The 23466-nt window shown below is 71.8% G+C and carries 24 protein-coding genes; 19 read left to right on the top strand and 5 right to left on the bottom strand.

The window, feature by feature from the left end:
* Nucleotides 1–77: 77 nt before the first annotated feature.
* From KIK05_RS16795 to KIK05_RS16770, 6 genes are all read left to right on the top strand, one after another.
* On the top strand, nt 78–1046 hold the full coding sequence (locus tag KIK05_RS16795; protein ID WP_214411664.1) for a siderophore-interacting protein: 969 nt from the start codon (nt 78–80) through the stop codon (nt 1044–1046).
* A 147-nt stretch (nt 1047–1193) separates the two neighbouring features.
* Nucleotides 1194–1673: an SPW repeat protein gene (locus KIK05_RS16790; RefSeq protein WP_214411663.1), complete on the top strand. Its 480-nt coding sequence runs from the start codon at nt 1194–1196 to the stop codon at nt 1671–1673.
* 127 nt (nt 1674–1800) lie between these two features.
* The gene (locus tag KIK05_RS16785) at nt 1801–2799 is read left to right on the top strand and encodes a DNA topoisomerase IB (protein ID WP_214411662.1); all 999 of its coding nucleotides are present in this window, start codon (nt 1801–1803) and stop codon (nt 2797–2799) included.
* A 46-nt stretch (nt 2800–2845) separates the two neighbouring features.
* Nucleotides 2846–3265, top strand: a complete 420-nt coding sequence (locus tag KIK05_RS16780; RefSeq protein ID WP_214411661.1) for a phage holin family protein — start codon at nt 2846–2848, stop codon at nt 3263–3265.
* Nucleotides 3262–3945, top strand: a complete 684-nt coding sequence (locus KIK05_RS16775; protein ID WP_214411660.1) for a DUF3618 domain-containing protein — start codon at nt 3262–3264, stop codon at nt 3943–3945. The genes KIK05_RS16780 and KIK05_RS16775 overlap by 4 nt, the downstream gene beginning before the upstream one ends.
* A 111-nt stretch (nt 3946–4056) precedes the next feature.
* A complete protein-coding gene (locus KIK05_RS16770) occupies nt 4057–5025 on the top strand; it encodes an alpha/beta hydrolase (protein WP_214411659.1) in 969 nt (322 codons plus the stop codon).
* 15 nt (nt 5026–5040) lie between these two features.
* Here KIK05_RS16770 and KIK05_RS16765 read toward each other — a convergent pair whose 3' ends face one another.
* A complete protein-coding gene (locus KIK05_RS16765) occupies nt 5041–5898 on the bottom strand; it encodes an NAD(+)/NADH kinase (protein WP_214411658.1) in 858 nt (285 codons plus the stop codon).
* A gap of 351 nt (nt 5899–6249) precedes the next feature.
* Between KIK05_RS16765 and KIK05_RS16760 the strand changes: the two genes are divergently transcribed.
* The 8 genes from KIK05_RS16760 to KIK05_RS16725 all read left to right on the top strand — a co-directional run bounded on the left by KIK05_RS16760 (nt 6250) and on the right by KIK05_RS16725 (nt 15001).
* Nucleotides 6250–6582: a histone-like nucleoid-structuring protein Lsr2 gene (locus tag KIK05_RS16760; RefSeq protein ID WP_214411657.1), complete on the top strand. Its 333-nt coding sequence runs from the start codon at nt 6250–6252 to the stop codon at nt 6580–6582.
* 1045 nt (nt 6583–7627) lie between these two features.
* Nucleotides 7628–8098, top strand: a complete 471-nt coding sequence (locus KIK05_RS16755) for a hypothetical protein (protein ID WP_214411656.1) — start codon at nt 7628–7630, stop codon at nt 8096–8098.
* A complete protein-coding gene (locus tag KIK05_RS16750; protein WP_214411655.1) occupies nt 8095–9270 on the top strand; it encodes a zinc-dependent alcohol dehydrogenase in 1176 nt (391 codons plus the stop codon). Before KIK05_RS16755 ends, KIK05_RS16750 begins: the two co-directional genes overlap by 4 nt.
* Before the next feature lie 172 nt (nt 9271–9442).
* Entirely contained in the window at nt 9443–10810 is a 1368-nt protein-coding gene (locus KIK05_RS16745; protein ID WP_308249956.1) for a sensor histidine kinase, read from the top strand.
* Nucleotides 10807–11478 carry a response regulator gene (locus KIK05_RS16740; protein ID WP_214411654.1) on the top strand — a complete coding sequence of 224 codons (672 nt, stop codon included), beginning with the start codon at nt 10807–10809 and terminating at the stop codon, nt 11476–11478. The genes KIK05_RS16745 and KIK05_RS16740 overlap by 4 nt, the downstream gene beginning before the upstream one ends.
* Nucleotides 11479–11604: 126 nt before the next feature.
* Complete coding sequence (locus KIK05_RS16735) at nt 11605–12273, top strand: CBS domain-containing protein (RefSeq protein WP_214411653.1); 669 nt, start codon at nt 11605–11607, stop codon at nt 12271–12273.
* A gap of 17 nt (nt 12274–12290) precedes the next feature.
* Nucleotides 12291–13172 (top strand): universal stress protein, encoded by an 882-nt coding sequence (locus tag KIK05_RS16730; protein ID WP_214411652.1) that lies wholly within the window; start codon nt 12291–12293, stop codon nt 13170–13172.
* 116 nt (nt 13173–13288) lie between these two features.
* Complete coding sequence (locus KIK05_RS16725; protein WP_214411651.1) at nt 13289–15001, top strand: sensor histidine kinase; 1713 nt, start codon at nt 13289–13291, stop codon at nt 14999–15001.
* Nucleotides 15002–15119: 118 nt separating this feature from the next.
* Here the strand turns inward: KIK05_RS16725 and KIK05_RS16720 are convergent, their stop codons facing one another.
* The 4 genes from KIK05_RS16720 to KIK05_RS16705 all read right to left on the bottom strand — a co-directional run bounded on the left by KIK05_RS16720 (nt 15120) and on the right by KIK05_RS16705 (nt 18341).
* Nucleotides 15120–15761 carry a response regulator gene (locus KIK05_RS16720; protein ID WP_214411650.1) on the bottom strand — a complete coding sequence of 214 codons (642 nt, stop codon included), beginning with the start codon at nt 15759–15761 and terminating at the stop codon, nt 15120–15122.
* Nucleotides 15762–15851: 90 nt separating this feature from the next.
* The gene (locus KIK05_RS16715) at nt 15852–16271 is read right to left on the bottom strand and encodes an Hsp20/alpha crystallin family protein (protein ID WP_214411649.1); all 420 of its coding nucleotides are present in this window, start codon (nt 16269–16271) and stop codon (nt 15852–15854) included.
* 119 nt (nt 16272–16390) lie between these two features.
* The gene (locus KIK05_RS16710) at nt 16391–16657 is read right to left on the bottom strand and encodes a DUF1876 domain-containing protein (RefSeq protein ID WP_214411834.1); all 267 of its coding nucleotides are present in this window, start codon (nt 16655–16657) and stop codon (nt 16391–16393) included.
* Nucleotides 16658–16733: 76 nt separating this feature from the next.
* Nucleotides 16734–18341, bottom strand: coding sequence for a bis-aminopropyl spermidine synthase family protein (locus KIK05_RS16705; protein WP_214411648.1), 1608 nt, complete (start codon nt 18339–18341; stop codon nt 16734–16736).
* A gap of 171 nt (nt 18342–18512) precedes the next feature.
* On the opposite strand from KIK05_RS16705, the gene KIK05_RS16700 reads away from it, so the two are divergent.
* The 5 genes from KIK05_RS16700 (at nt 18513) to KIK05_RS16680 (ending at nt 23465) form a co-directional block, all read left to right on the top strand.
* On the top strand, nt 18513–19127 hold the full coding sequence (locus KIK05_RS16700) for a glycoside hydrolase family 25 protein (protein WP_214411647.1): 615 nt from the start codon (nt 18513–18515) through the stop codon (nt 19125–19127).
* Between the two features lie 171 nt (nt 19128–19298).
* The gene (locus tag KIK05_RS16695; protein ID WP_250562934.1) at nt 19299–20423 is read left to right on the top strand and encodes an aminotransferase class V-fold PLP-dependent enzyme; all 1125 of its coding nucleotides are present in this window, start codon (nt 19299–19301) and stop codon (nt 20421–20423) included.
* Complete coding sequence (locus KIK05_RS16690) at nt 20420–21733, top strand: ABC transporter substrate-binding protein (protein WP_214411645.1); 1314 nt, start codon at nt 20420–20422, stop codon at nt 21731–21733. The genes KIK05_RS16695 and KIK05_RS16690 overlap by 4 nt, the downstream gene beginning before the upstream one ends.
* A complete protein-coding gene (locus KIK05_RS16685; RefSeq protein ID WP_214411644.1) occupies nt 21730–22647 on the top strand; it encodes a carbohydrate ABC transporter permease in 918 nt (305 codons plus the stop codon). Before KIK05_RS16690 ends, KIK05_RS16685 begins: the two co-directional genes overlap by 4 nt.
* Nucleotides 22644–23465: a carbohydrate ABC transporter permease gene (locus tag KIK05_RS16680; protein ID WP_250562933.1), complete on the top strand. Its 822-nt coding sequence runs from the start codon at nt 22644–22646 to the stop codon at nt 23463–23465. Before KIK05_RS16685 ends, KIK05_RS16680 begins: the two co-directional genes overlap by 4 nt.
* Nucleotide 23466 lies beyond the last annotated feature (1 nt).

Raw genomic sequence — 23466 nt, 5'->3', positions numbered from 1 at the left:
TCTCCGCTGTCTCCAGGTTGAAAAATTAGGTTAGGCAAAGCTAAGTTGCTTCCGTACCGATCTCGTGGAGGCAGCCGATGAGCGTCGTCAGCCAGCAGGTCCCGCCCGGCCGCCCCGGCACCCAGGACGCCGACGGGGAGCCGGTGCCGGCGTACCGGGCCTTCCACGTGCGGGTGGCCCGGGTGGCGAGCCTCGGCCCGAGCTTCGCCAGGGTGACGTTCACCGGTCCCGACCTGCATCTTTTCGCCGACAACGGCCTGGACCAGCGGATCAAGCTGGTGCTTCCGCTCCCCGGCGGCCACTCCTTCTTCCCCGAGGGGGACGACTGGTACCGGCGGTGGCGCGAGCTCCCGGCGCACCGGCGCAATCCGATCCGCACCTACACCGTCCGCGCCGTCCGGCAGGACCGCCGGGAACTGGACGTCGACTTCGTCCTCCACGGCGTCGAGGGGCCGGCCTCGCGGTGGGCGCTGTCGGCCCGGCCGGGCGACCCGCTCGTGGTCGTCGGCCCCGACGTCCGGCACCGGGGCGACGCCGGCGGCCGCGAGTGGGCCCCGCCCGCCGGTGCGAGCCGCCTGCTGATCGCGGGGGACGAGTGCGCGGCGCCCGCAGTGTGCGCCATCGCCGAGTCCCTGCCGGACGGCGTGCGCGCCCAGGTCCTCCTGGAGGTCCCCGACCCCGGCGACGTGCGGCCCGTCCGCGTCGCGCCGGGTGTGCGGGTGACCTGGCTGCCGCGCCGGGGGAGCGGCACGGGGACGCCCGCTCATGGGGACCTGCTGACCGCCGCCGTCCACGAGGCCGTCCGCGACCTTGCGCCGGGAGCCGTCCCGGCCGCCGTCGAGGACGTCGACGTCGACACCGCCATCCTCTGGGAAGTGCCGCAGGCGTCCGCCGCCCGTGCCCGTGACGGGTTCTACGCGTGGCTCGCCGGGGAGGCGGGCGTCGTCAAGCGGCTGCGCCGCCACCTGGTCGGTGAGCTCGGCGTCGACCGTTCGGCGGTGGCTTTCATGGGCTACTGGCGGCTCGGCCGCGCCGAGACCGACTGAACCACGGACCATAGAAATCCGACATTTAGTGGCTTAGCCTCCCTAATAGGGAGAAACTTTGCTCTGTTCACCGTGACCTGGCTCGCCTTAGGGGTATGGCCGAAATGGACATCGGTTCCGCGAAGGAAGTCGGAAGGCGGTGAGGTCATGACTAGACCGACCGGCCTGGAGGCGCATCCCGACATCGTCGAGATGCGCGCCAAGTACGAGCGGGCGGGCTCCAGCATGGTCGCGCAGGTGATCGATGGGCTGACGCTTCTCGCAGGGCTCTACCTCGCGATATCGCCCTGGGTGGTGGGGTTCAACGGCCTGTCGCGCCTCTCGGTGAGCAACCTGGTCACAGGTCTGGCACTGGCGGCCCTGGCGCTGGGATTCGCCTCGGCGTACGGCCGCACGTACGGGCTGACCTGGATCGCGCCGATCCTCGGCGTGTGGACCATCATCTCGCCGTGGGTCATACGGTCCCACACCACCGGTTCGATCTGGAACAACGTCATCACCGGGATCGTGATCCTGCTGCTCGGCCTCGGCGCCATGGCCGTGGGCAACCGCAGCATGCCCGGCCCGATGCACGGCGGACAGATGCCCGGACACATGCCGGGACACATGCCCGGACCCGGGAGGTAGTCGGAGTGCGCCCTCCGGGTGTGGCGGGGCGCCCGCCACACCCGTGGCGTGAAGTCGGCTATCGCACTAAAAGTCCGTTTAATGGTCTGTTTGCCGTTCTCAGCATGGGTATGGGATCGGCGTGACGGTGGAACTGCGAGAGAGCAACCCCGCCGAACCGGGCATCCGACGCCGGCGCCGGGGACGCGGCTTCAGCTACCACTGGCCGGACGGCCGTCCGGTGAGGAACTCCCGGGTCCTCCGCCGCATCACGGCCCTGCGTATACCTCCCGCCTGGCGGGACGTGTGGATCTGCCGCACCGCCGACGGTCACATCCAGGCGGTCGGCACCGACTCCGCGGGGCGGAGACAGTACCGCTACCACGACGTCTGGAGAGAGGAGCAGGACCGCGCGAAGTTCGACCGCGTGTGCGAGATGGCACGGCGCCTCCCCGTCTTCCGTGAGCGCGTCGGCAAGGACCTCTCCGGGCGCACCCTGAAGCGTGAGCGGGTGCTCGCCGCCGCCGCGCGCATGCTCGACATCGGCTTCTTCCGCGTCGGCGGCGAGGAGTACGACTCGTTCGGGCTCGCCACCCTGCGCATGGAGCACGTGGTCTGCGAGAAGGGCCAGGTGAGGTGCGTCTACCCCGCCAAGGGCGGCAAGATGCGGGAGGTGGAGATGGTCGACTCGGACGTCTGCAAGGTGATCACCGCCCTGCACCGCTCCGGCGAGGAGGGGGATCTGCTCCGCTACCAGGAAGGCGACCACTGGGTGGACGTCCGCAGCGCCGACATCAACGGCTACCTGCGCGAGACCCTCGAATTCGAGGTCTCGGCCAAGGACTTCCGCACCTGGCACGCGACGGTGCTGGCCGCCGTGGGGCTCGCGGTCTCGGCCCGCGCCCGCCACCGCACCGGCCGGAAACGAGCCGTCAGCCGTGTCATGAAAGAGGTCTCGGAGTACCTGGGCAACACCCCGGCCGTCGCCCGCGCCTCCTACGTCGACCCGCGCGTGGTGGAGGCGTACGACAGGGGGCGCACGATCGAGAAGTCCCTCACCCTGCTCGGCGCCGACGCCGAATTCGGGCAGATGGCCACGCACGGCGCCGTGGAACAGGCCGTGATCGCCCTGCTCCGCCGCACCTGACCCGTCCCGCCCGCTCCCGGCGCCGGTGAAAGAAAGGGGAAACGCCATGACCGACCTCAAGGAACCCCGGACCAACCCCTACGCCTCCCTCTCGACCGCCGAACTGGTCAAGCATCTGTCGGAGGACGTCTCCCGGCTCGTCCGCGACGAGATCCGGCTCGCCACGATCGAGCTCACCCGCAAGGGGAAGCGAGCCGGTCTCGGGGCCGGGCTGTTCGGCGGCGCCGGGGTGGTCGCCCTCTACGGCGGCGGTGCGCTGGTCGCCGCACTGATCATGCTGATCGCCTACGCCGTCCCGGCGTGGATCTCGGCCGTGATCGTGGGCGTGGCGCTCCTGATCGTCGCCGCCGTGCTCGCCCTGGTCGGCAAGGGCCAGGTGGCGAGGGCCACCCCGCCGCTTCCCCAGGAGGCCATCCGCAACCTCAAGGCAGACGTCGACGTTCTCAAGGAGAGTGCGCACCGATGAGCGAAACCGATCCCGTTGGCGCCCCGTACCATCCCACCGCCGGAGAGGTGGGCCTGCGCCGGCAGGAGCCCGGCACGGCCACACCGGAGTCCGCCGGTCCCTCGCTGAACGTCCCCCAGGTCCACGCGCCGCCGAAGCCGTACGTCAAGCCCGTCGTCAGCCACGGGAGGGGCGACCCGCTCGCCGGGTTGTCGGAGACCCCCGCCCGCGCCGCGGCCGGGCACCCGCCGCAGGTCTCCGCCGCCCACGGCGGCGCCGAGGCCCCGCCTTCGCGCAGGCACAGGCCGTCGGAGGAGGAGCTTCTGCGCGACGAGATCGTCCGCACCCGTGAGGAGCTGGGCCGCACGGTCGAGGCGCTGGCGCAGAAGGTCGACGTGAAGGCCCGCGCCCAGCAGAAGATGGTGGAGACCAAGGCGGCCGCCAAGGAGAAGGCGGCCGAGGTCGCCGAGCGGTTGCGCGGAGCCGCCGCCCATTCCGCGGTCTCGGCGCGTGAAGGGGCCCCCGGGATGCTCAAGGGCGTCGCCGGCCGGGTGTCGGCCGAGGCGAGGCGCCGTCCCGGACTGCTCGTGGCGGTCGGCGCGGTCACCGTGGCGGGAGCCGGATGGCTCACCTGGTCCGACCGGCACTCCGGGGCCGATGCCGCGAGGCTTCTCCGGCGAGGGCGATCGAGAGGGAAATAACAGGTCATCACCGCGATGTCGCGGTGGCCGGGCGGGTGCGACCGGCGCATGATCTCCATGTGCCACCCCCCGGCGTGCCCGCCGCGACATCGTCCGAGAGGTGAACGACCGTTGCCCTTCCACCGTGACCTCGACCCGGAACTGGCCGCCGGACTGGAGAAGGCCTTCCTGCCGCCCGTCGACTTCGCCCGCCTGTCACCGGACGACCTGCCCGGCCTGCGCCGCCGGATGGCGGCCGGCTTCGCCGCCATGCCGCCCGTCCACCGTCCCGGAGTGGTGGTCGAGGACCACCTCGTCCCCGGCCCGGACGGCGCCCCCGACGTCAGGCTCCGCGTCCACCGGCCGGCCGGGCGGAGCGGCCCGCTGCCCTGCCTGTACTGGATGCACCCCGGAGGCATGGTGGTCGGCACCGTCGAGATGGACGACGCGCGGCTGGGCGGCTACGTCGAGGAGCTGGGGTGCGTCGCGGTCTCGGTGGACTACCGGCTGGCGCCCGAGCACCCGCACCCCGCGCCCGTGGAGGACTGCTACGCCGGCCTGGTGTGGACCGCCAAGAACGCCGGCGAGTTCGGGATCGACCCGGGCCGCATGGCGGTGGGCGGCGCGAGCGCCGGGGGAGGGCTGGCCGCCGCCATAGCCCTGCTGGCCCGCGACCGGGGAGCCCCGGACGTCGCCTTCCAGCTGCTGGTCTGCCCCATGCTCGACGACCGCAACGACACCCCCTCCAGCAGGGAGTTCACCGACGCCGTCACCTGGAACCGCGCGGCCAACCTCTTCGCCTGGAAGGCCCTGCTCGGGGAGGCGGCGGGCACCGACGGCGTCCCGCCGTACGCCGCGCCCGCCCGGGCGGCCGACCTGTCCGGCCTCCCGCCCGCCTACCTGGAGGTCGGCGAGCTGGAGGTCTTCCGCGACGAGTGCGCCGACTACGCCCGCAGGCTCGTCCGGTCCGGCGTCTCCACCGAGTTCCACCTGTACCCGGGGGCCTTCCACGGCTTCGACGTCGTCGTACCGGACGCCCAGGTCAGCCGGCGCGCGAACGCCGACCGGCTCGCGGCGCTGCGCCGCGCCCTGCTGCGCTGACCGGCGGGCGGGACCTCAGTCGACCTCGGCGCTGCCGCTGACGCGCAGCTTGCGCCGGGCCCGCTCGTAGAACGTCGTGCCGCCGAGCCGCACCACCCGGCCGGCGGCCCGCACCGCGCTCACCGCGATGTGGTCGCCCGGCGAGAGACGCCCGGCCACCGAGCCGTCGACCTCGATCGCCAGCTGCCCGCTCGTCGGGAGCAGCTCCAGCGACACCTGCTCGTCGGCCGAGAGCACCAGAGCCCGGTTGAACGACGAATGCGCCGCCGCTGGGACGACGATGAACCCCTCGACCAGCGGCGAGACGATCGGGCCCCCGGCCGAGAAGTTGTAGGCGGTCGAGCCGGTGGAGGTGGCCACGATCACCGCGTCGGAGGCGTAGCGGACGAAGGGGTGGCCCTCGACCGAGATCGACACGGCCGAGAGCCGGTCGCCCGGGATGCGCGCCAGGGCGATGTCGTTGAAGGCGGTGACCGTCTCGCCGTCCGGCAGCTTGGCCTTCACCGCCATGCGCGGCTCGACGGTGAAGTGGTGGTTGTCGATGGCGGACAGGGCCGGGGGAAGCTCGCTGACGTCGATCTCGGCGAGGAACCCCAGCTTGCCGAGGTTCACTCCCAGCACGGGCGTCGAGCGGGCGGCTCCGAGGCGCATGGTGCGCAGCATCGTGCCGTCGCCGCCGAGGCTCACCAGCAGGTCGGCGCGGTCGACCAGATCGGCGGGGTCGACCGCCACCGCGCTGCAGTCGATGCGCCCCACCTCGTCGCGCAGCCCGAGCACCGTCACGTCACGGGCGCGGGCCCACTCGACGATCGTGTCGATGGCCTCTTTCGAGTCGCGTTTCGGGTGCAGCACCAGCCCAACGGTCTTGACCATGCCAACAATCTAGTGGGGGCACTGAGCGGGCCGCCGGAGGCGGTCCACCCGCGTACGGTCCGTTTCGCCGCGCCGCGCCGGGTTCTAAGCGAAGAAGCCCGGCACCTAGCGAAATAACGGGAGTCGGCAGTATGCCGGACGGGACCGGTATGTGAGACAGAACACCGGTTTCGTCCCAGCCGCCGGGGGCACTGGGCATGGCCAGGCGACCCGCTAAACGCCGGGTTCGCCGGAAACGGCTAACTTACGTCAAGAGACGGTCAATGCATCGCACTGTTCCCCGCGTGGGAAGCCACCGAAACCGGGTATATTCTTGAGGTGCCAAACTAAGCCCCGTGAAAGGAGTGGGAGATGGCGACACAGATCCAGACCCTTCTCATCGACGACCTGGAAGGTGGCGAGGCAAAAGAGACGGTGTTCTTCGCGATTGACGGCACCAGCTACGAGATCGATCTGAACGACAAAAACGCCAGGAATCTCCGCGAGGCTCTTTCGCCTTTCGTCTCCAGCGCCCGCCGTGCCGAGAGCGCGCCCGCCCGGGGCCGCAAGCGCGGCGCCGCCCAGCGTCCCGCCCGCGACAAAAGCTCCGAGATCCGTGCGTGGGCCAAGGCGCACGGGCTGAACGTCAGCGAGCGCGGCCGCATCGCCTCCCACATCGTCGCCCAGTACGAAGCGGCCCACTGATTGATTAACCACTCGCACTCCGATTAGTACCGGACGGGCACGGCGTCCGCCGCGGGGATCACGTCCCACGGGAGGCGGTCGTGCTCTCCTGGCGACGGCCGCCCGCGCGGCGTCCATCGCGGGCCGCCGATCCGCGGGTCGACGCTGACCTGCGGGTTCCCGGCCGAACCGGCACCGGCCGCCGCTGCGTCGCCATCGGTCGGCTCAGTGCTGACTTCAGCGAATTTGTCGCGATGGGCGCTATTCCTCGCGATGCCGGTGCGTCAGTCCGCCGCCAGGCCCGATGCCGCAGGCTTCCCGGAAAATCACGGGGCGGCGTCGAGCCGCAGTGGCTTCGATGTTTCCGTCATAACCGGCCCGCGACGCCGTGATCCCCCTCCACAACGGCTTGCGCCCCGCCGATGCGGCGGCTTCGCCTATCACGCGGGCCCGCGGGCCCAATGTTAAATCGCCGTGTCCTCCTGGCCGCGGTCCGGCCGGTGACTATCTTCGCGACCGATCAAGAGGCATCACTGATCGTCGGTGGTCCTGATCTTCAGTCTTCGCCGGGTCCGTTACCGCCCGTCGCAATCTAATGACCAACGGAGACGCCGATTGCCGCGCCTTTTCGGAGGCCAGGGCAAACGCGTGCCCCGGCCGGGCGCCCCCGCTCGCCGGCGGTCATTCCTCCACCCGCCCGCCGCCCAATCCACCCCGTTACCCGGCTCCGCGATAAGACAATGACCGGAGCGGCTGTTTTGCCGGCGCCCCGTGACGTGGCGCGACAAGCGGGACGATCCTTTTGTGACCTTGCGTAAGCGCCCTATGGCGGTATGTCGTACCTTTCTCCTCACCTATAAGCAGGAGGACGAACGCCCTCGCCCCGTGGTCGAGCGGAACGAGGCGGACCTCGGCGATCTCCGAACGGCCGGTCATTTCGCTCGCCGCCCGCTCCATCGGCGCGGTGAGACCCCGTCAACTCCTCCTCAAGTGCTGTCCGGTTGAGGTAGCGCTGGGCGGTGATGGGTAGCGATCCGAGCAGTTGTCCATCAAGGGGGAGAGGGCAATGAAACGTGCTGTTCTGTGCGGGATCGCGCTGGGAGGCATCGGCCTGGGCCTGAGACGGTGGCTCTCGTCGCGCCGCACCCGGGCGAGAGCCCAGCGCGAGGCGAGCCGGTGGCTCATGGTCACCGTCAACCGCCGGCCGGAGGAGGTCGTGCCGGACGGGCGCCTGCCCGAGCCGCTGGCGCGGCTGGGCGACACGATCGAGGTACAGGTCCGCGAGGCCCCGGGAGACCGCGGCACCGAGCTCGGGGCGAGGCCGCTCGCGTCCGTGCCGAGCGGCGTCGGCGAGGTCCTCGCGCGCCTCGGCGGGCAGGACCCGCGCCAGGCCGTCCGCAGGGCCCTGCGGGAGTCCAAGTGCCTGATCGAGACCGGGGAGGTGCTGCGCTCCGAGGAGCAGCCGCTGCCACCCACCCCCACCGGACGGATCGTGGATCTCACCGCGCAGCGCGCGGGCGGAGAGGGGCGGCTGTGAAGGCACTGTGCTGGGAAGGCGTCAACGAGCTGGCGGTGGAGAGGGTCCCCGACCCTCAGATCATCAACGCCCAGGACGCGATCGTGAAGGTGTCCCTGAGCACCACCTGCGGTTCCGACCTGCACCTGCTCGGCGGGTACGTCCCGGCGATGCGCGCGGGCGACGTGATCGGCCACGAGTTCGTCGGAGAGATCGTCGAGGTCGGCTCGGAGGTCCGCCGCCACCAGGTGGGCGACCGGGTGGTCGTGTGCTCGATCATCGGCTGCGGCCGCTGCTGGCACTGCGAGCACGACATGTGGTCGCTGTGCGAGAACAGCAACACCACCCCGGGCATCACCGACATGCTCTGGGGCGGCGACACCGCCGGCATCTTCGGCTACTCGCACGCCATGGGCGGCTACCGGGGCAGCCACGCCGAGTACATCCGCGTCCCGTACGTCGACTACGGCGCCTTCGCCGTGCCGCACGGCGTCGACGACATGAACGCCCTGTTCGCCTCCGACTCGGCGCCCACCGGCTGGATGGGCGCGGACCTCGGCGGGGTGCGGCCCGGAGACGTCGTCGCGGTGTGGGGGTGCGGCGCGGTCGGCCAGATGGCCGCCAGGGCGTCGACGCTGCTCGGCGCCGCCCGGGTCATCGCGATCGACCGCTATCCCGAGCGCATGGCGATGACCGAGCGTCACGTCGGCGCCGAGACCATCGACTACACCCGGACCGACGTCGTCGCCGAGCTCAAGGAGCGCACCGGCGGAAGGGGACCGGACGTCTGCATCGAGGCCGTCGGCCTGGAGGCCGACAGTCCCGGCCCGCAGAAGGTGTACGACAAGGCCAAGCAGCGGATGGGCCTCGAACAGGACCGGCCCATCGCCGTCCGCGAGGCGATCTACGCCTGCCGCAAGGGAGGGTCGGTCTTCATCCTCGGCGTCTTCACCGGCCTGGTCGACAAGTTCCCGCTCGGCGCCATGATGAACAAGGGCCTGACCGTCCGGGGGGCCCAGCAGCACGGCCACCGCTACATCCCGAAGCTCCTCGACCTGATGGACAAGGGCGAGCTCAGGGCGGCGCATCTGGCCACGCACACCATGTCGCTGGACGACGGGCCGAGGGGCTACGACATGTTCAAGAACAAGAAGGACGGCTGCGTGCGAGCGGTCTTCCGCCCCTGGGCCTGACGATCGCCCCGCCCGCCGCCGGTCGTCCGGGGGCGCCCCCATACCCGTAGTACTCCAGAGCCACCCGGCAGGGTGGCTCCCCCGCGGGAAGCCGTCGCGCCGCCCGGCCGCTAGGTTCGGGAGCGGCGGCTCGCCGGGGTGGCGGGCGGACGGCCGGGTTAGGGTGAGTGCGGTGACCGGACGGGGCGAGGGGGACAGGCGGCGGGGGACCCTGTCCATCCTGCGCACGGACCTGTGGACGCTGGCGGCCGACCCGCTCCCGCGCATGGGCGGGCCGCGGTGGACGGCCCGGCTGCCGCACGTGCTGGTCGTGCTGTACGCGCTGGTCATGGTGCAGCTCACCCACCCCCGGAGCCCGGCGTACGGCCTGCTGGCGACGATGCATGCGGCGGCGCTCGTCGTCGCGATGTCCCGCCCGGTACTGGCCTGGTGGGCCTCGACCCTCTTCACGATCGTCGGCGCGCAGCTGTCGGAGATCGTCATCGACGCCGGTCCGGATTCCCCGTGGCTGGTGGAGCGCGTCCCCCCGCCGCCGCCCGGCTTCGACCTGCCGGGTCCGGTGCCGTTCCCCTGGACGACCGCCGGGATCCTGCTCCAGGGCGCGGTGCTGTTCCTGCTGGCGCTGCGCGTGCGCCCGCGGGCCGCCGCCGAGGCGCTGACGATCAGCGTCCTGGCGGCCCTGTACTGCGTGGTGTTCATCGACCAGAGACACTCCGCCAACGCCGTCCTCCTCATCCCGGTGGCGGTGACGGCGACCGTGGTCGGCGCCGCGCTGCGCGGGCGGCGCGTCGCCCGTACCCGGCTCGTCGAGCAGGAGGAGATCACCGCGGAGGAGCGGGCCCGGCGCACGGTGCTGGAGACGCGCAACCGCATCGCCCGCGAGCTGCACGACGTGGTCGCCCACCACATGTCGGTGATCTCGATCCAGGCGCAGGTGGCCCCGCACCTGGTCGACGACCCGTCCGAAGAGCTGAAGGAGAACCTGGCGGGCATCCGCCAGAACGCCGTCGAGGCGCTGACCGAGCTGCGGCGCGTCCTCGGCGTGCTGCGCTCGGAGGACGCCCTGGCCGACGGGGTCCGGCACGCCCCGCAGCCGACGCTCGACCGGCTGGGGGAACTGGTCGCCAACGTGCGCGCCGCCGGGGTCACGGTCACCGTAGAGACCACCGGCCAGGCGCGCCCGCTGTCCCCCGGAGTCGAGCTGTCGGCCTTCCGCATCGTCCAGGAGGCGCTCAGCAACGTGATGCGGCACGCCCCCGGCGCGGCCGTGCGCGTGAGCGTCGCCTACGGGCCGGAGGCTCTCACCGTCCGGGTCGTCAACACCGCGCCGGCCGGTCCCGTCCCGCCGTCCAAGGGGGCGGGGCACGGGTTGCTCGGCATGCGGGAGCGTACGACCATGTTGGGCGGCGACCTGGCTACGGGAGGCACCCCGGACGGCGGCTACGAGGTGACCGCCGTCCTGCCCGCGCCCGCCGGGCCCGTCCAGGAGACCGGGTCCGCCCCGCAGCCGCCCCCCGACCGTGCCGAGGAGGTCGCGTGACGACGATCCGCGTGCTGATCGCCGACGACCAGATGCTGGTCCGCCAGGGCTTCACGGTGCTGCTGAACGCCGAGCCCGGCATCGAGGTCGTCGGGCAGGCCGTGAACGGGCTCGACGCCGTCGCCAAGGTCGCCGAGCTCGCCCCCGACGTCGTCCTGATGGACATCCGGATGCCGGAGCTCGGCGGCATCGAGGCCACCCGCCGCATCACCGAACCCGGCGGCGCCGCCGCGAAGGTGCTCGTCCTGACGACCTTCGACCTCGACGAGTACGTCTACGAGGCGCTGCGCGCCGGCGCGTCCGGGTTCCTGCTGAAGGACGCCTCCGCCGCCGAGCTCGCGCACGCCGTCCGGGTGGTTGCGGCCGGTGAGGCCCTGCTCGCCCCGAACATCACCAAGCGCCTCATCGCCGAGTTCTCCCGCGTGACCGGCACCCTCAGGGCCCCTCTGAAGGACCGGGTCGGCGACCTGACCGAACGCGAGACCGAGGTGCTGTCGCTGATCGCGCAGGGCCTGTCGAACGCCGAGATCGCCGAGCGGCTGGTGGTGGCCGAGCAGACGGTCAAGACCCACGTGAGCCGCATCCTGGTCAAGCTGGGCCTGCGCGACCGCACGCAGGCCGCGGTCCACGCCTACGAGACGGGGCTGGTCCGCCCGGCCCGCCACTGAGCCCCTGCCCGCCGGGCGCGGGAGAGGCGAGTCAAAGGTCCCCGCCACCTGGGACTTTCGCCGCTGACGGCATCCGCGTCGCGAGCGGGATGCTCGAACCACAGCGGGAAGTCCAGGGAGGCAGCCATGATCATGAATGTCGGGGAGGTCATGGGCAGGGTGGCCATCGCGGTGGCGCAGAACACCTCGTTCGCCGACGTCGTGGAGACCATGCGGCGGTTCAAGGTGGAAGCGGTGGCCGTCGTCGACTCCGAGCGCAGGCCGGTCGGGGTGGTCTCGGCGCACGACCTGCTGCTGAAGGAGATCGAGGCCCCGGGGGCCGGGGGAGTGTTCGGGGGCCTGCGGCACCGCAGGGAGCGCGTCAGGGCCACCGGGACCACCGCCGGCCAGGTCATGACCACGCCCGCGATCACGGTGACCGAGAGGACACCCGTCAGGGACGCCGCCCGGGTCATGCACGATCACCGCGTCAGGCAGCTTCCCGTGATCGACGACCTCAGCGGCAAGATCATCGGCACGGTCCACCAGTCGGACCTGCTCAAGATCTTCGTCCGCCGTCCCTCCGACGTGCGCGCCGACGTGCTGGACGCCGTCTGGCGGGCCGCCGTCGACCCCGCCACCCTCGCCATCCTGGTCGAGCACGGGCTGGTGTCGCTGCGCGGCACGGTCCCCCGGCGCTCCCAGATCGCGCAGGTCGTCGAGTCGGTGCAGACCGTCGACGGCGTCATCGAGGTCGACGACGAGCTCGGGTACGAGACCGACGACCTCGTGCCCGTGCCCCCGATGTTCCTCTAGAGCTTGGCAGGTGCGCCATGACAGGACAGATCGTCGTCGGGGTCGACGGCTCCCCCTCCGCGGCGGCGGCGGTGAAGTGGGCCGCCGACGAGGCGGCGCGGTGGGGCGCACGCCTGCGGATCGTGCACGTGCGCGAGCCCTGGTCGTACGAGTTCCCGTTCAAACCGACGCCGCGCAACCGCAACTCGCTGTCGTCCTACTGGGAGGGGGCGCTCGCCACCGCCACCGACTGGGTGCGGCGGCAGGTGCCGGGGGTCGAGGTGACCTCCGCACTGATCACGGGCGCGGTCGCCGAGCGGCTCACCACCGAGTCCGAGAGCGCCGACGAGCTGGTCCTCGGCAGCAAGGGCCTCGGCGGCCTCGTCGGCTCGGTGATCGGTTCGGTGGGGTGCTCGGTCGCCGGGCGCGCCGAGGGCGCGGTCATCGTCGTCAAGCGTCCCCCGGAGACCGCCTTCGGCGAGGTCGTCGTGGGGTTCGACGGCTCGGAAGTGTCGGAGGCCGCCCTCGACTACGCCCTCCAGCAGGCCGCGCTGCGCCGGGCGCGGGCCCACGTGCTGTACGCCTCGGCCGCCCCGCCCTTCGCGCCGGACGCCACGGCGTACGCGGGCGCGGCCCAGGAGGCGCTCGCGGAGGAGTCGCGCGAGGTGTGGCGGCGGCTGGAACCCTGGCGGGAACGCTACCCCGACGTGCCGATGGAGGCCTCGGCCGTGCGCGGGCACCCCGTCACCGCGCTGTGCGACGCCTCGCGGCACGCCGACCTCGTCGTCGTCGGCTCGGGCCCCCAGGGCGTCCACGGCAGGCCGCTGCTCGGGTCGGTGGGCAACGGCGTCCTGCGCCACGCCCGCTGCCCGGTCGCGATCGTCCGGCCGCGCCGCGCGCGCCTGGAGCCGGTGACCTGACCGCCGGGCACCATCGGGTGCCGACGAAGGTCAAGCGGAGGCCGATCCTCGGGCAAATGGTCCAGAAGCGAAGCGGAGCCGATTTGCAAAGCTCCTGGTCAGGGGAGACTGCCTGTATGGCGGACGTCCCACCGCGCTCGCTCGTGCCGCAGATGCGGCTCGACGAGCTGCTGTCGGAGCTGCAGGTCCGGCTCGAGGCCGTCCTTGCGACCCGCGACCGCGTCCACGCCCTGCTCGACGCGGTCGTCGCGGTGGGCAGCGACCTGGACCTGGAGACCGTCCTGCGCCGGATCGTGGAGACCGCCACCACCCTCGTCGACGCCACCTACGGCGCCCTCGGCCGCATCGGCGAGGGCAGCACGCTCGTCCAGTTCGTCCCCGTCGGGCTGTCGGAGGAGGAGATCGCGAGGATCGAGCACTGGCCGCACGGCCTCGGCCTTCTCGGCCTGCTCATCAAGGAGCCGCGTCCCCTGCGCCTGCACCACATCGCCGACCACCCCGAGTCGTACGGCTTCCCGCCCGGGCACCCGCCCATGGGGTCGTTCCTCGGCGTGCCCATCCGGGTGCGGGGGGAGGTCTTCGGCAACCTCTACCTGACCGAGAAACGCGGCGGCGGCGACTTCGAGGAGGAGGACGAGGCCATCGTCGTCGCCCTCGCCACCGCGGCCGGCGTCGCCATCGAGAACGCCCGCATGTACGAGGAGACCCGCAGGCGCGAGGTATGGCTGCAGGCCTCGTCGGAGGTGACCACCACCCTGCTGTCGGGGGCGGGCTCGCACGAGGTGCTGACCCTGATGGCCCGCCGGGCCCGCGAGATGTCCGGCGCCGACGTGGCCGTGGTCCTGCTGCCGGCCGCCGGGGGCGAGAAGCTGCGCGTCAGCATGGCCGACGGGGTGCCGGCCGAGGAGGTCCCGGCGGTGGAGGTCGTGGTGGCCGACTCGCTGTCCGGGCGCGCCTTCACCAGGGGCGAGCCGGTCGTGGTGACCGACCTGCCCGAGACGGAGATCCCCGCGGTCATCTCCGGCCACCTGCAGATCGGGCCCGCCGTCGCGGTGCCCCTGGGCGCCGCCGGCGCCGTACGCGGGGTGCTGTCGCTGGGCAAGCGTTCCGGCCGCATCCCGTTCAGCCAGTCGCACGTGCGCATGCTCCACTCGTTCGCCGGCCAGGCCTCCATCGCGCTGGAACTCGCCGAGGCCCGCGAGGACGCCGAGCGCATCGGCCTGCTGGAGGACCGCGACCGCATCGCCAAGGACCTCCACGACGTGGTCATCCAGCGGTTGTTCGCGGTGGCCATGACCCTGATGAGCAGCGTCCGCCTGGTGGCCGACCGCCCCGAGGCCCATTCCCGGCTCCAGCACGCCATCGACGAGCTCGACGGGACGATCCGGCAGATCCGCTCGACGATCTTCGCCCTCCAGGCCCCGCCGGACGACGCCGTGCCGGCCCTCCGCAACCGGATCGCCGAGCTCGTCGAGGACGCGCGCGGGCACCTCGGCTTCATGCCTGGCCTGCGGATGGAGGGCCACCTCGACGTCACGGTGCCGCCCGAGCTGGGCGAGCACCTGCTCGCCGTGCTGCGGGAGACCCTCTCCAACGTCGTGCGGCACGCGCGGGCCGGGAGGGTCGACGTCACGGTGGAGGCGCGGAGCGGCACGCTCACGCTCGTCACCCAGGACGACGGCGTCGGCCCGCCTCCGAGCGGCGGCCGCCGCAGCGGCCTGCGCAACCTCGCCGACCGCGCCGCCCGCCTCGGCGGCACCTTCACGGTCGAGGCCGCCGAGGGCGGAGGCACCCGCGTCACCTGGCGCGTGCCGCTGCGCTGTGTTTGACTGCCTCGCTCCGCTCGGCGGGCTCGGGGCCTCTTTGAGGCGGCGGCTTTCGTCGTCGTACGGGCTCGTTCCTCACCCTCCCTCCTCCTCAAGCCACCGCCGGCCCCGAGCCGGGCGCTCAGGTGTGGCGGTCGGTCTTGAGTTGGGCGGCGAGGGCGGCCGCCTGGGTGCGGCGCTGCATGTCGAGCTTCGCCAGGAGGTTGGAGACGTAGTTCTTGACCGTCTTCTCGGCGAGGAACAGGCGCTCGCCGATCTGCCGGTTGGTCAGGCCCTCGCCGATCAGCTCCAGGATGTGGCGCTCCTGGCCGGTGAGCGCCGCCAGCGGATCCTTCCTGGACGCCTGGTCGCGCAGGCGGCGCAGCATCGCCGCGGTCGTCTCCGGGTCCAGCAGCGACTGGCCCGCCGCCACCGTCCGTACCGCCCCCACCAGGTCGGAACCGTGGATCTGCTTGAGCACGTACCCGGCGGCTCCCGCCATCACGGCGTCGAACAGGGCGTCGTCGTCGGCGAACGAGGTGAGCATCAGGCAGGACAGGCCGGGCGTCCTGGAACGGACCTCCCGGCACACCTCGACGCCGTCGCCGTCGGGCAGCCGCACGTCCAGCACGGCGACGTCCGGCTTCAGCGCCGGGATGCGGACCATCGCCTGCTCGGCGGTGCCGGCCTCCCCGACGATCTCCATGTCGTCCTCGGAGGACAGGAGCGCGGCCACGCCACGCCGCACCACCTCGTGGTCGTCCAGCAGGAAAACGCGGATCATGCTCAGACGCTATCCGCCGGCGCACGCTCCCGGCCAGGGACGAAAGTCCCTGGCCGGGAGCGGGACGAGAAACGCGGGCCCGCGCCCTGCCTACCCCTGCTTCTCGATCGGCACGCGCTGCGCCTCCGGCCTCTCCTCCGCCAGCGGGATGTCCACCTCGAGGATGCCGTCGCGGTAGACCGCCTTGACGTTCTTCTCGTCGGCGTTGGGCGGCAGCGGCAGGGAGCGGCTGAACTCCCCGTAGACGAACTCGCTGCGGTGGCGTTCGGTCCGCTCCTCCTTCCGTTCGCCGCGGATGGTCAGCACGCCGTTCGACACGACGACCTCAACGTCGCTCTCCGGGTCGATGCCCGGCAGTTCGGCACGCACGATGTAATGGCCGTCCCTGACGGTGTCCTCGAAGCGGACCATCCGCTCCCCGGCTCTGGCTCCCATGAAAGGGGCCTCCAGCCAGTCGAGCAGGTCGGGGAGCGCCAGGCCTCTCGACTCGCGTCGCGTCGGCATCGACATGAGAACCTCCTGGATGGGTCTGACTCTCACCTCCATCTGATGCCAGGCCCGAGGGCCGGTGCAGAGGTCCTAGGTCCCGAATGGGCGGGACATTCGCCCCGGTGGCGGGCCCGGCCGTGTCAGCCTCTTCTGCTCTGCCCGGCGAACTGGGCGACGTCCGCGGCCGCGTCACCGGTCAGCTTGTCGGCCAGATCGGCCAGCGCCCGGCCGACGGCCAGTTCGTCACCGATCTCCGGAACGGGACGGTCGATGGGGTTGCGCCTGGCGTGGCCGACGCTCTCGTGCCTCCTTCCGCCAGGAGTCTGGACGATCGCGCGCGCGACGGTGTTGTCGTCGTTGTCGTCCTCGGTTATATAGATCTCCACAGTCCACTGCTTGACTTGCATCACGGCACCTCCTGCCGGTTTCCCCCTTTTCCAACCATCTCTCATGGCGGCCGGAGGGGGTAGTCCGCCCCGGTGGTCAGCCGTGTCCGGTCGTCTCGCCCGCTTCGGCGGGCGGGAGGCGCAGCGAGGCGGCGACGGCGGCCGGGAGGGCGCGCAGGCGGTGCTCGGGGAGCTCCAGGACCGTGACGTCGCCGGCCCAGGGGGCGACCTCGGCGACGACGGCCCGCGCCTGCTTCTTGGTGAGATGCCCTCTCGCCCTGATCAGGCCTTCCCGCCATGTGTTGGCGAGCTTGCCGTGCGCGTTGTCCAGGATGCCGCGCAACAGGCGTCCGTCGTCACCGGCGGGCGTCGGCAGTCGTACGGCGTCGAGGACGTGCCCGGTCCGCGTGAGCTCGTAGACGCCGGGGAGCGCCGCGCGCAGCGCCGGAAGGTCGGGGGCGGCGCCGGAGAGCAGGACCCGCACGTGCCGGGCCCGGGTGGCGAGCAGCAGGCGGGGGAGGGCGGCCTCCAGCCCGGCGGGTACGGCCAGCGCGACCCGCGAGGGGGAGGCGGCGTACGGCTTGGCGAGCCAGGTGGACAGCCGGGTCCTCGGCAGCTTGGGGAAGGCGTCCTTCGGCCAGTCGCCCACGAGCACCTCGGGCTCGAAGCCGCCCTCGCCGAGCGCGGCGGGTCCGGGGAGGCCCTGGAGGGCCTCGACCGACTGCGGGCCGTGGGTGTAGATCGCGGTGCTGAAGCGCTCCACCCTGGCGGCGACGGCCGGGCGGGTCTTGGTGGTCGGTCGCAGGACGTACAGGTCGGCCGCCGAGCCGATCGCCTCCGCCCCGAAATAACGGTTGAAGTCCGGATACATCGCCTCAAGGGCGAGGTTCAGGTCGTGCAGGGAGTTCTGCACCTTGAGCGCCAGCATGGGGGTCCGCTCGCCCGCGCCGTACGCCAGCAGGATGCGGCCCCGATCAGGATCGCGCAGCCCCTCGACGGCCCGGGCCACGAACAGCCCGACGCCCTCGGGGGTGTACGGAGGGTCGGTGATCGCCAGGTCGGCCTGATCGCGGGCCGACGCGGGCAGCCCGAGGCGCAGGTCGGCCCAGCGGGTGCGCACGTCGAGCCCGAGGCCGTCGGCCTGGGCGTCGATGTAGGCCAGGATGCGGTCGTCGATGTCGACCACCGTGACCTGGACGCCCGGAAAGGCCATCGCCACCGCGAGCGAGGTGAGGTCGTGGTCGCCCACGCACAGCAGCCGGGCCCCCGGCAGCCAGAACCGGCCGCCGAGCAGGAGCGCCCTGCGCACCACCGTCTCGGGGGTCGCCGCGACGTGGTCGAGCGCCTGCCGTCCCCGCGGCCCCTCGGCGATCAGCTTCTCCATGCGCTCCAGCACGTCGGCGTACCGGGGCAGCAGATGCGCCACGGGGTCGGCCAGAGCGGGCTCCCCCGGGTGCCCGGACTCCTCCAAAAGCGGGCGGTAGGCCCGCACCTGCTCGGGAGTGAGGCGGAAACGGTCGCCGGAGCGCTGTGGTCCCACCTCGCGCAGCAGCGCCTCGATCCCGCGACGGGAGGTCGCGGCCCCGCGGACGAGATCGGCCAGCGTCCACCAGGCGCCGTCGCACAGCAACGCCAGCGCGAGGTGGTACCGCCGGGCGTCCACCCCTGCCTCGGCCAGCAGCCTTCTCACACCCTCGACCTCCATGCGGCAACCCTATCGGCGCCGGGCTCCCGCGTTCCCGCCCGGCCGTTCCCCGGCGGCATGGTGATTGCTTGACGCAATCCGTAATCACTCCAGGTGATGTCCTGCGGGGGGACGGGGGTGGTGGCTTACTAGGATCCCGGGGGCGAGTCACCGGGAGTGCGGGAAACCCTCATGCTGCACGGCATAGATGTGTCCAACTGGCAGGGCCACGTGAACTGGGCGGGGCACGCCGACGACGGCGTCGACTTCGGGTTCGCCAAGGCGACCGAGGGGACGGCGTTCACCGACAAGTACTTCGCCCGCAACTGGGCGGCGATGCGGGAGAACTGGCTGGTCTGCGGCGCCTACCACTTCGGCCATCCCAAGGCCGATCCGGAGGACCAGGTCCGCCACTTCCTGGACGTGATCGACGCGGCCGGCGGTCTGCGGCGGGGCGACCTGATCGCCCTCGACCTCGAACGCTCCGGGCACCTGCCGCCCCACGAGGTGGCGGCCTTCGCGCGGCGCTGGTGCCACGTCGTCACGCTGTGCACCGGGATCCGGCCGCTGATCTACACCTTCCTGTCGTTCGCCAGGAAGGGCTACTGCCGGGGCCTCGAGGACTATCCCCTGTGGATCGCCGCGCCGAGCCACCCCAAGGGGCGCCCGGTGGTGCCGCCGCCGTGGCGTTCCTGGGCCATCCATCAGTACGCCCACGGCTCGATCGACCGCAACGTCTTCCGGGGGACGAGGGCCGAGCTCACCGCCCTCGGCCTCCAGCCGGTCCGCCGCGACTCCCGGGTGTAGGCGCGGCCGCCGTCCACTGGCGGAGAGGCGCCGGCCCGAACTTTCCGCCCGGCACCCTCTTGCGCGCCGGCGCCGCGAGGCTCAATATGAACGTTCAAACGGAAATCGCCGAAATCTCGGCGTCTACTCCCCGGTTTGCTGGAGGAATCCCACGTGGGCGGCTTGCAGGATTTGAACGTTCATATTGGTTGGGAGGACTATCTGGGCCGCTTCCAGGAGCCGGCGGGGTACCTCGACTTCGCCCGGGTCGGACCGATCTCGCGCGACGTCGCCGCCACCCTCACCGAGGCCGCCGACCTGAGCCGGGGCGCCGCCCTGGCCCGCTTCGAGCGGTCCACCTCCCAGGCCGCCGCCTCGGCCGCGACCCTGCTGAAGGCGGCCGGACACGAGGTGGCGTTCGTCTCCTCGACCAGCCACGGCCTGTTCGCCGTGGCGGCGGCGCTGCCCGGCGACGGGACCGTGCTCGTCCCGCGTGGCGAGTTCCCGGCCAACACCCACCCCTGGCTGCGCTTCCAGGACCGCGGCGGGCCGCGTGTGCGCTGGATCGACGCGGCGCCGATCACCCCGGACGTCCTCGCCGCCCATCTCACCCCCGAGGTGAGGGCGCTCACGGTCAGCGCCGTCGACGCGCTCACCGGGTACCGGGCCCCGCTCGGCGCCCTGAAGGAGGTCCTCGGACCGGACCGGCTGCTGATCGTGGACGCGATCCAGGGCCTCGGCGCGGTGCCGATCGAGGTGGAGGCGGCCGACGTGCTGGCGTGCGGCGGTCAGAAGTGGCTGCGCGCCGGCTGGGGCGCGGCCCTGCTGCTGGTCCGCGACCACGCTCTAGACCGCCTCGCCGCCGGGCTCGGCGGCTGGTCCGGCCTTCGCGACGCCTTCGACATCGAGTCCGGGCCGCTGCCCGGCGCCGTGGCGCACACCATGACCAACCCCGACCATCCCGCGGTGGCCGCCCTCGGCGCGGGGATCGACCTGCTGCTGGCCGCGGGGCCCGACGCCGTGGGGCGGCGGGTCACCGAAACGCTGGACGAGATGCTGCGGGTCGTCCGGGCGGCCGGCGCCCACGTGCTGCTCCCGGAGCTCGGCCCGGCGGAGCGGGGCGGGATCGCCTCGTTCCGCCTGCCCGGCGCGGACCCGGCCGAGGCGCACGCGGCCCTGACCGCGGCCGGGCTCGTCACCACGCTACGCGGCGGATGGATCCGCCTGTCGCCGCACGCCACCACCCCCCGAGAAACGGCCACCCGGCTCGCCCGCGCGCTGAGTGGCGCACATGTCCCTGAAGGGAAAGTCTCATGATCAGTCGTCGTGGCCTCCTCGCCCTGGCGTCCGCCGGCGCGCTCTGCCTGCCCCTGGCCGCCTGCGGCGGCTCCGCCCCGGACGCGGGCGGACCGGTCAAGATCACCGTCTGGACCTGGAAGCCCGCCTCCGACGGCCTGGCCGCCGTCGCCAAGGACTTCGAGAAGGACAACCCCGGCATCAAGGTCGACGTCCAGGCCATCGGCAACCCGGCGATCTGGGAGAAGATCACCATCGGCATGGCCGCGGGCGGCAAGGGCCTGGGCGACGTGCTGCACATCGGCGTCGACTACCTGCCGAGCTACACCGAGAAGTTCCCCGGCGGCCTGGCCGACCTGCGCACGCTCGGCGCGGAGAAGTACAAGGACGCCTTCGCCAAGGGCCTGTGGCCCACCGTGCTCGGCAAGGACGGCGGCGTGTACGCCATGCCCTGGGAGGTCAACCCGGCCGGGCTCTTCTACCGCTCCGACCTGTTCCAGAAGGCCGGGATCGACGTGGCGGGCATCAAGACCTGGGACGACCTGATCGAGGCCGGGAAGACGCTGAAGGCCAAGACCGGCGCCTTCCTCATCGGCCTGAACAAGCCGGCGGCGGGCAGCCCCGACATGGACTTCTACCAGATGCTCCTGCAGCAGCAGGGCGCCTTCTACTTCGACCGGGAGGGCGAGGTCACGCTCGGCTCGGCGCCGGCCGTCCAGGCCATGGGCCTGATCAAGAAGATGAACGACGCCGGGATCGTCGCGGACACCTCCGGCGAGGGCACCTCGAAGAAGCTCATCGGCGCCGGCAGGCTGGCGGTGCTGCCCTGGCCGGCCTGGGCGGTGAGCTACATCCCGGAGATGCGTCCCGAGCAGAAGGGCCTGTGGCGGGTCATGTCGCCGCCCGCCTTCGCCGTGGGCGGGAAGCGGGCGGCGATCGTCAACTCCACCTACCTCAGCGTCTCGGGGAGCAGCCCGCACAAGGCCGAGGCGTTCAAGTTCGTGGAGTACGCGCTGACCCGCCCCGAGGTGGTCAACAAGGTGTTCAGGCAGGGCGGCGTCTTCCCGGCGCTGACCGCCGCGTACGCCGACCCGATGTACTCCGCCCCGAACCCCTACTACGGTGGCCAGCCCGCCCTGAAGACCTTCACCGACTCCCTCGGCGAGGGCGCCGACGCCACCTACTACTCCAGCGACTACGCCCGCGCCCTCAAGATCGCCAGTGACGCGCAGACCCAGGTCCTCACCAAGGGCGCCGACCCGGCGGGCGCGCTGTCCCAGGCGGCCCGCCTCCTCGCCCAGCAGACCAACAGGAAGCTCGCGGCGGGATGACGGCCACGCTGACCGAGGAGACCGCGCTCGGGCACGCCCCCGGCACGCGGCGTCCCATCCTCACCAAGAGGAACGTCCCCTACATCCTGATCGCGCCCGCGCTGCTCGGATTCCTGGCCTTCAAGGCGTATCCGATCCTCGCCGCGGCGTACATCAGCCTCACCACCGGCGCGGGCGCCGCCCGCAGCTTCGTCGGCCTGCGCAACTACGTCCGGCTGGCCGACGACCCGCTGTTCTGGACCTCGCTGTGGAACACCGCCCTGATCCTCGTGGTCCAGGTTCCGATCATGCTCTTCCTCGCGCTCCTGCTCGCCCTCGGGCTCAACTCGGCCTACGTGCGGCTGCGCGCGGTGTGGCGGCTCGGCGTCTTCCTGCCGTCCCTGACCGGGCTGGTCGCCTACGGCGTGATGTTCTCGGTGATCCTGAGCAGGGACTCCGGCCTGCTCAACTGGCTGCTCGGCTTCCTCGGCGCGCCGCGCGTCGACTGGCTCGGCAGCCCCTTCTGGGCGCGCATCTCCATCGTCATCGCCCTCACCTGGCACTACACCGGCTACAACGCGGTGATCTATCTCGCCGGCCTGCAGAGCATCTCCAAGGACCTCTACGAGGCCGCCATGGTGGACGGGGCCGGGGCGCTGCGCCGGTTCCGGTCGATCACGATCCCGCAGCTGCGCCCGATCCTGCTGCTGACGGTGGTGCTGTCGACCATCGGCACGCTGCAGCTCTTCGACGAGCCGTTCGTGCTGACCGGCGGGGGACCGGAGAACACCACACTGACGATCTCCCTCTACCTGTACCAGAACGGCTTCCGCTACTTCGACTTCGGCTACGCCGCCGCGATCGCTTACGCGCTCACGCTGATGGTCGCCGGATTCGGCCTCCTGCAGATCAAGCTGAGCGGAGGAAGGAAATGAGACGGCTGATCAGAGGCTGGCCGCTGACGTTCGCGCTGGCCGCGGTGTTCGGGGTGTGCGTCGGGCCGTTCTACTGGATGGCCATGGCGGCCACCCACGCCAACTCCGACATCTTCTCCGCGACGCCGAAGTTCTACCCCGGCGACCGGCTCCTGGAGAACATCGGGAAGCTGGAGGAGTCGATCGGGCTGCTCCACGTGCTGGGCAACACGCTGTTCGTCGCGGTGGTCCAGACGGCGGGCGCCCTGGTGATCTCGCTCCTGGCCGGGTACGCCTTCGCGAAGTTCACCTTCCGGGGACGCGACGCGTTCTTCGTCCTGCTCCTGTCGACGCTGGTCATCCCCGGCGGCGTCACGATCATCCCGGTGTTCGAGCTGATGAACGACATCGGGCTGATCGACAGCTTCCCCGCGCTCATCCTCCCCGGCCTGTCGGTGCCGTTCGGCGTGTTCCTGATGCGGCAGTCGCTGCTCGCGGTGCCGGACGAGCTGCTCGACGCCGCCCGCGTGGACGGCGCCGGCGAGCTGCGGGTGCTGTGGCGGGTCGTGGTGCCGGTCATGCGACCGGTCCTCGCGGCGCTGGCGGTCTTCCTCTTCCTCGGCGCCTGGAACGACTTCCTGTGGCCGCTGATCGCCCTGCGCACGCCCGAGATGTACACCCTGCCGGTCGCCCTGGCCTCGCTGCAGGCGACGGCCCGGACCGACTTCGGCCAGGTCATGGTCGGGACGGCGATCTCGTCGCTCCCCATGATCGTCCTGTTTCTCGTCCTGCAGAAGCAGTTCATCTCCGGCCTGCTGGCCGGTGCCACGAAGGGATAGA

Origin of the sequence: Sphaerisporangium fuscum, from assembly GCF_018531465.1 — a bacterium.
GTDB lineage: Bacteria > Actinomycetota > Actinomycetes > Streptosporangiales > Streptosporangiaceae > Sphaerisporangium > Sphaerisporangium fuscum.
This window is presented reverse-complemented; position numbering and strand designations above follow the sequence as displayed.

Bases quoted from the DNA above. Each gene is read 5' to 3' on its own strand.
- KIK05_RS16730 (WP_214411652.1), top strand. From the start codon at position 12,291: ATGACAGGACAGATCGTCGTCGGGGTCGACGGCTCCCCCTCCGCGGCG.
- KIK05_RS16720 (WP_214411650.1), bottom strand. From the start codon at position 15,761: ATGATCCGCGTTTTCCTGCTGGACGACCACGAGGTGGTGCGGCGTGGC.
- KIK05_RS16725 (WP_214411651.1), top strand. From the start codon at position 13,289: ATGGCGGACGTCCCACCGCGCTCGCTCGTGCCGCAGATGCGGCTCGAC.
- KIK05_RS16755 (WP_214411656.1), top strand. From the start codon at position 7,628: ATGAAACGTGCTGTTCTGTGCGGGATCGCGCTGGGAGGCATCGGCCTG.
- KIK05_RS16715 (WP_214411649.1), bottom strand. From the start codon at position 16,271: ATGTCGATGCCGACGCGACGCGAGTCGAGAGGCCTGGCGCTCCCCGAC.
- KIK05_RS16700 (WP_214411647.1), top strand. From the start codon at position 18,513: ATGCTGCACGGCATAGATGTGTCCAACTGGCAGGGCCACGTGAACTGG.
- KIK05_RS16775 (WP_214411660.1), top strand. From the start codon at position 3,262: ATGAGCGAAACCGATCCCGTTGGCGCCCCGTACCATCCCACCGCCGGA.
- KIK05_RS16680 (WP_250562933.1), top strand. From the start codon at position 22,644: ATGAGACGGCTGATCAGAGGCTGGCCGCTGACGTTCGCGCTGGCCGCG.
- KIK05_RS16765 (WP_214411658.1), bottom strand. From the start codon at position 5,898: ATGGTCAAGACCGTTGGGCTGGTGCTGCACCCGAAACGCGACTCGAAA.
- KIK05_RS16685 (WP_214411644.1), top strand. From the start codon at position 21,730: ATGACGGCCACGCTGACCGAGGAGACCGCGCTCGGGCACGCCCCCGGC.
- KIK05_RS16790 (WP_214411663.1), top strand. From the start codon at position 1,194: ATGACTAGACCGACCGGCCTGGAGGCGCATCCCGACATCGTCGAGATG.
- KIK05_RS16760 (WP_214411657.1), top strand. From the start codon at position 6,250: ATGGCGACACAGATCCAGACCCTTCTCATCGACGACCTGGAAGGTGGC.
- KIK05_RS16795 (WP_214411664.1), top strand. From the start codon at position 78: ATGAGCGTCGTCAGCCAGCAGGTCCCGCCCGGCCGCCCCGGCACCCAG.
- KIK05_RS16710 (WP_214411834.1), bottom strand. From the start codon at position 16,657: ATGCAAGTCAAGCAGTGGACTGTGGAGATCTATATAACCGAGGACGAC.
- KIK05_RS16690 (WP_214411645.1), top strand. From the start codon at position 20,420: ATGATCAGTCGTCGTGGCCTCCTCGCCCTGGCGTCCGCCGGCGCGCTC.
- KIK05_RS16735 (WP_214411653.1), top strand. From the start codon at position 11,605: ATGATCATGAATGTCGGGGAGGTCATGGGCAGGGTGGCCATCGCGGTG.
- KIK05_RS16705 (WP_214411648.1), bottom strand. From the start codon at position 18,341: ATGGAGGTCGAGGGTGTGAGAAGGCTGCTGGCCGAGGCAGGGGTGGAC.
- KIK05_RS16780 (WP_214411661.1), top strand. From the start codon at position 2,846: ATGACCGACCTCAAGGAACCCCGGACCAACCCCTACGCCTCCCTCTCG.